Annotated in this window: 2 protein-coding genes; one reads left to right on the forward strand and one right to left on the reverse strand. The window is 45.7% G+C overall.

Going from position 1 to position 1,926, the window contains the following annotated elements:
• Positions 1-378: 378 nt before the first annotated feature.
• Entirely contained in the window at positions 379-1,254 is an 876-nt protein-coding gene (locus tag M2108_RS31235) for a nucleotidyltransferase-like protein (protein ID WP_277473357.1), read from the reverse strand.
• Positions 1,255-1,383: 129 nt separating this feature from the next.
• Between M2108_RS31235 and M2108_RS31240 the strand changes: the two genes are divergently transcribed.
• A complete protein-coding gene (locus M2108_RS31240; protein ID WP_277473356.1) occupies positions 1,384-1,752 on the forward strand; it encodes a DUF2614 family zinc ribbon-containing protein in 369 nt (122 codons plus the stop codon).
• The last annotated feature ends 174 nt before the right edge of the window (positions 1,753-1,926 follow it).

The following is a 1,926-nucleotide window of genomic DNA, read 5'->3' on the forward strand; positions in this document are numbered from 1 at the left end:
AAACATCTGACGAGAATGTTACATTCTCTAATTTGGAATCACCGAAGTGAATTCCGATACTCACTCGTTGTTCAGTTTTCAAAGATCAAGCTCGTCGTTACTGTCGATGTTCTCGTCAGCAGCGACCTTTATAATATATCATGTTGCCCTCGTTTTTGTCAACATCTTTTTTTAATTTCTTTTTTCCGTTGATCACCATATGCCTTTCAGCAGCTTGGTATGTCGGAGGGACGAGTTATAATTTATCACAGATTCAACACTCGAGTCAACCCTTAATATTTCGGTTTGTTTTTTGGTTGTTCCGGTCTTATTTGTAAACAAAAACAAACAAAAAAGAGAGTACACTTCCTCTCCTTAGATTAACCTATTCAGCTATATTTATAATGTGTAGCGGACCGCATGCCCTTCGGAAGCATCATCAGCCCAAGCTGTAATTTCTCTTATCTGTGAACGTGACACCAGCTTGCGAAGCACCAGCGGCAGTTCTGCCCCAAGCGGACTGAGGCCGGAATGCTGTAACAGCTCCTTGATACTCCATGATTCTTTGCGGCTCCCGAGAATGTCCAGCAGCAGACTGCAACAGTCTGACATCTTGGACATCAGGGCAAATTCACAGGCAAGCAGAATAAGCTCGATTCTTTGCTCTAGTGTTTCGGTGCTTACTGTAAGTTCTTCATATAACTTATGAACCGGAGTGTTCAGACTTTTCACTTGCTCCCACACCGCTGGATTCGGGAAGTACCCTGCCTCGCTTACTTCAATGCGGGCCCAATGATACAAGGCCATAAGCACACAATTATATGCATCCATCGTACACCGGGCTTCTATATAACGCTTGGACTTCACATACATATGTAGGAAGCGGGCAAATTCCATAAACAATACCCGTTCCTTGAGCGGACCCTGAAACCGGAGAATGTCACGCCGCATCTCTCCAAGGATTCCCTCGGGATCCCAAATCACCTCGCCGACCATAAGACTCGTTAATAATTCATTATTGTCACCGGCCAGTACGGCTCTTTCCAGTGCAGGCATACCGACATGAACCGTCTGTGTCCGTCTCTCACCTGCAATGGTATGGGTCAATACCCGCTCCTTCTCCTGCTCCGCGTGCAGCATCAGCACCACCATATCAAAATCGTGGAGCAGCGCGCTCTGAAACGGGGCGTTCCCTTTTTGCCTCAGTACTACAGCGCCCAGGACACTTTCATCAAACGTTTCTCCACTCAATAGGGTCAAATTGGATAGTTCCATGCTTCCCTCCATCAAATTTGGCGATTTCGCGTCACGTCAGTTATAATTCTCATACACATTAATATTCTACATATTCATGTCAGTTCCTTCTGGATGTCCCAACTATATTTTAGTTAGGAGCAAATACTCATGAAGATTAAATCGGCTAAAATCAACGCTTTTCGCACCTGGGGACTTCTGCTTACAATGCTCGGAATGGGCCTGATGATTGCCGGAACAGCAGGAATCGTGTTCTGGGGTTCAGCCGGCAAGATAGCAGCGGCAATCGGACTTGTGATCGGCCTGATCTCGATGATGGCCAGTCTGGCTATCTACTTCTGGGCCGGCATGCTGTCTACGAGCGCTGTTCAGCTGGAATGTCCCGAATGCCACAAACTGACCAAAATGCTTGGTAAAACAGACCGCTGCATGTTCTGTCATACCCTGCTCACCCGTGATCCCGCTCAGGCAACCATTACAGCTGAGCAGCTTGAGAGTCAACAGTCCAGCCATCCCTAACAAGCCTTATGTATAGCCATCTTCTTATTATCTTCTCTTCTACTGAAAAATCACTGAAAAATCATTTGAAATACAAAATAAGGGGCTGTCCCATAAGTAGATATTCTACTGGTAGTGACAGGCTCATTCTCTTCTCAAAAGTCTAAAATTTAAACAGAGCAGCGATTCTCCTGT

Origin of the sequence: Paenibacillus sp. PastM-3 (assembly GCF_029893965.1) — a bacterium.
GTDB lineage: Bacteria > Bacillota > Bacilli > Paenibacillales > Paenibacillaceae > Paenibacillus_AQ.

Excerpts from the sequence above, each read along its gene's own strand:
- M2108_RS31235 (WP_277473357.1), bottom strand. The coding sequence starts at position 1,254 with ATGGAACTATCCAATTTGACCCTATTGAGTGGAGAAACGTTTGATGAA.
- M2108_RS31240 (WP_277473356.1), top strand. The coding sequence starts at position 1,384 with ATGAAGATTAAATCGGCTAAAATCAACGCTTTTCGCACCTGGGGACTT.